General features: G+C 29.1%; 5 protein-coding genes. All 5 read right to left on the reverse strand.

Annotated features, from left to right (window positions below; genetic code table 11):
• Nucleotides 1-301: 301 nt before the first annotated feature.
• The 5 genes from VQ048_RS11760 to VQ048_RS11780 all read right to left on the reverse strand — a co-directional run bounded on the left by VQ048_RS11760 (nt 302) and on the right by VQ048_RS11780 (nt 3,904).
• On the reverse strand, nt 302-895 hold the full coding sequence (locus VQ048_RS11760) for a hypothetical protein (protein ID WP_327611861.1): 594 nt from the start codon (nt 893-895) through the stop codon (nt 302-304).
• Complete coding sequence (locus VQ048_RS11765) at nt 889-1,272, reverse strand: hypothetical protein (RefSeq protein WP_327611862.1); 384 nt, start codon at nt 1,270-1,272, stop codon at nt 889-891. Before VQ048_RS11765 ends, VQ048_RS11760 begins: the two co-directional genes overlap by 7 nt.
• Nucleotides 1,273-1,503: 231 nt before the next feature.
• Nucleotides 1,504-2,244, reverse strand: coding sequence for a DUF3667 domain-containing protein (locus VQ048_RS11770; protein WP_327611863.1), 741 nt, complete (start codon nt 2,242-2,244; stop codon nt 1,504-1,506).
• Complete coding sequence (locus VQ048_RS11775) at nt 2,244-2,501, reverse strand: FUSC family protein (protein ID WP_327611864.1); 258 nt, start codon at nt 2,499-2,501, stop codon at nt 2,244-2,246. The genes VQ048_RS11770 and VQ048_RS11775 overlap by 1 nt, the downstream gene beginning before the upstream one ends.
• 272 nt (nt 2,502-2,773) lie before the next feature.
• Complete coding sequence (locus VQ048_RS11780) at nt 2,774-3,904, reverse strand: hypothetical protein (protein ID WP_327611865.1); 1,131 nt, start codon at nt 3,902-3,904, stop codon at nt 2,774-2,776.
• Nucleotides 3,905-4,045 lie beyond the last annotated feature (141 nt).

The following is a 4,045-nucleotide window of genomic DNA, read 5'->3' on the forward strand; positions in this document are numbered from 1 at the left end:
TACAATCAATGGAAATATTAATAAGAATAGTATCATTTGAAAGAGGTTTTTTGTCAACATAATTCTTTGTCTTTTATTTATGTTTGTCTTTAAATATCGTATAACGGGAAAAGTATTTGCGAAGGGCGGAGCTGAAATGAACCTAAAGTTCAATTCAGCACAACCAAAGCGGATGCTTTTTCCGTTGTGCTAAACTAAGAAAAAAAGTAATACGGAAAAACAGTAGCGGATAAATATTCCCAAACTTTCAACTCTGCACTTAACCCCGCCTTTTGCAAATACTATGTTGTGCGACGTTCTTTTATATTCCATAGCATAAGTGACAAGGTTTTAGATTGAAATCGTCTAAAAAGACTTCTTTAAATGTTTGAATATTATAGTTATAAGTCCATTTAAAATATTCAGATAATTGATTAGTAGCAATTCTTTTAATTTCTAAATGATTTCTCCAAAATTTTCTCAGATTTTCTATTCCGTAAGTGTCCAAAAAAACTTTATCAACCATTTTTAGGAATCCATTGTCAATACTTTCAAAAATTTTTGTTTTAATTTCAAAATCTTCTTTCTCTACAAGAAAATCATATTTGGAAAGATTTTGCATTGTTGGACTTCCACAAAGCATTTCTCTTCTGACAATCAAATCATCTATATTTTTTAAAAATTCCTCATTGTCAAATTTTTGTTCAATTTGTATTGGACCTTTTGATTTTCTTTCAACATACCACTTGAAATCTCCCTCTTTTATTTGACTTCTAGTAATTCTTTCAATATTATATTTTTCTGGAAAAATTGAATTGAAATGATTTGTCAAAATTGTATCGTTTATTTCTCCATTTTCATAACGTTCAACAGTATAGTTATTTTCGATAAACCATTTTCTAATTTCATCTACCAAAATTCTTTATGTTTTTCTCTATCAATTTCAGCAAACCTTACCACACATTCTGGCATAAAGAAATTTTTAAATCCTTTGAATAGTGCAGGACATTCATTAGTCTTATGATATTTCACATTTCCTTTGATTGATAACACATATTTATAATTATCTTCCCTTTCAGGAACTTCTTTATGAACCAAATTGTATTTTTCTTCACCACTCAGAAGAATTTTTTCTATAAAAAGTTTTTTGAGTTCAAGTTGATTAAAAAAATAAAATATTCTCTCATTTTCATAAATATTTTTTTTGAAAAAATGAAGATCAATTCTCTCTATATCTTTAATCTCTATTCTGTCAATTAATTGTCTGTATGAGAAATCTGTTAAATATGGCATAACGTTTTTTTAGAATGTCGCACAACGGAAAAAGTATTTGCGAAGGGCGGGCTAAATTGAACCTTTCGTTCAATTTTGACCAAACCGAAGCGGATGCTTTTTCCGTATTGCTAATTTAAGAAAAAAAGTAATACGGAAAAGCAGAAGCGGATAAATATACCCAAATTTTCAATTCAACACCTTAACCCCGCCTTTTGCAAATACTATGTTATCTGCTGTTATTTTTCAATCCTAATGTTTAATTATTCTCATTATCATTCCTACTAACACTGATAAGAACATATATGAAAAAATAACCCCCAAACTTCTAATGATTAAAGATTTTTTCGAGTAACCATACATAGAAAAAAATTGTTTATAAAACCAAAAACCATAAGCTAAGGTCAAAAAACTGATTATTCCATAAACTATAATCAGAATACTAATATTTGTATAAAAAATAGTTATTACCAAAAATAACAAAGCAATTACTGACTCTGTAGCAGTTTTGTAAGAATTTAAAACAAAATGTTCTGTTAAATTTAATCCTGATTTTCTAAACCAAAGAAAACTAAAAAAAGAATAAAACGGGATGGTCAAAAGTAATAAAGATTTTGGATGCTTTTTTGAAAACTCTTCAAATTCAGCCATAGTTCCTTTACCACTTTCTGGCATCAAATCAGCAAGTTTTACTTGAGCATATTCTCCAAGGAAATGAGTAATCCCAAGAATAAGTATCAACAAGGTTATAAAGTTAAAATAGCCAACCCTTTTTCCTTGAATAAACTCCCTAATACTATGACCAGGTCGAACCAATAGTTCTTTAAGCGTAAAGAGAATACCGCTATCCAAGTGCCAAATCCCATGAATCAAATCATGTTCAATAAAATGTTTAAAAGAATAGCGATGAACACTCGCCTTTTGTCCACAATTTGGACAAAAGTTTTCTAAAACTTCACGACCACAATTTAAACAACTGTTTTTTACCTCCATCAAAACTTCAGATTTCTTTCTTTTAGTATTTTCTCAATTTCTTTAAATTTTTTATTTCGTGGATCATTTACCATTTTGTAAATAAAATACAACGGAATCAACATTACAAGTCCAAAAGTACTATTACGAATACTAAAAAACACAATACCGAATAGAATTCCAATAAAAAGGGCATTAACAAACGAAAATGATTTTAATTTTTTCGCTTCATCTAATAACTCTTGGTCAGAAAGTTGTGAATAATTCTTATTTTCCATTTTATTACATAGTATTTAATATAATAGCAGATAACGGAAAAAGTATTTGCGAAGGGCGGACTAAATTGAACCAATAGTTCAATTTCGACCAACCGAAGCGAATGCTTTTTCCACGAAACTAAATTACAAAAAAATGTGAAGTGGAAAAGCAGGCGCGACTGAATGCAACGGGTATTTCAATTAAAGTTTCAACCCCGGCTTTTGCAAATACTATGTTATGTGCCGTTTTCTTGTTTACTTAGGATATATTTTTTTTATAAATAAGGTAGTTTTCAATCAACTATCCTATTAGGAAAAATATCTTTTTTTGCAATTTTTTCAATTCTTTTCCTTAACAATGCGTTAAGGTTTTCATTGTTGTAAAGTATTTTAGTATTTAGATATATCAGCAAATCTTCATCCGTTTTCGTGGATTTAAACGCCGAAATCAACTCTTCTTTCCCTCCTTTTTCCAAAATTAAATCGCACAAAACCGCTCCAATTACATATTGGGGATTCGTGTTTTCATCTAATTCAAAAAAATCAAATGGTTTTGAAAGATTTATTTCCTGATGCTTTTGTAAATATTCATTTACTTTTTTTGTGTGATAAATCAGAGGTTTTCCAAAATGTGCCTTATCTTTTGAAATATATGCCGAAATTCCTGTCAATAGCAGTTCGTTTCCATTGGGAAAATGTTTGTTAATGAAGTGAGTAATTTCGTGAAAATGATTTGCTCCAGTTTTTTCTGTAGCAAAAATGAAATTATTTTTCTCTTCGAAATAGCCGCATTCTTCGGACATTCCTTTGCTGAAAATAAATTCGTATCCAAGAATATCAAAAATATGGTCACAATTTTTTGCAATGAAATAAGTAAGTTTTACGGGTTGAACATTAAAAATTTTGCATAATTCAGAATAAAAACTTTCCGCTTCATCAATCTCGTTTTGTTTCAAATTATAATTAGATTGATAAATGTATTTTATGTTTTTTGAGTCGGTAAATTTCCAATTTTTAGTGATTTCAAAAAGGTAATTAGATAGCTTGAAACTATTGTTTTCTTTAATTGCGACCACATTCGTAATCGCGAAAATATCTTTATTTTCGTGCTCAAAAAGTGATTTAATCAAATATTTGTTTTCAGAAATAGGATTTATACTCAAAATCCTATTATTGAACCCCCACTTCATCAATGAAGGATTTATAATTCCTTCCATATCCAATGTATTAAAGTTCGCAAGATTTTTCGTTTCACTTTCCAGCCAAAAATCCTTGGAATCACATTTAAGATAGGATTGCCATAATTCCACAATTGATTTTGTATCATTATTGTTAAGATTTACATTAAAATTTGTGGAAAATGTTTGTGCATTTAAACCGATTGCAAAAATTAAAATAAATATTATTGCGTAAATGAATTTCATATTTGGAGACAATTTGTTGAAAATGGCACATAACGTTTGGCAAATTGGCGATGGAGCCGACTTTTAGCACAAATGTTGAATAGAATTACTAATCTTCAACATTGCACAAAAGTTCAATAGAAGTACTTCACCGGCTCTATT

The organism is Bergeyella anatis (assembly GCF_036016955.1).
Lineage (GTDB): Bacteria > Bacteroidota > Bacteroidia > Flavobacteriales > Weeksellaceae > JAYWXI01.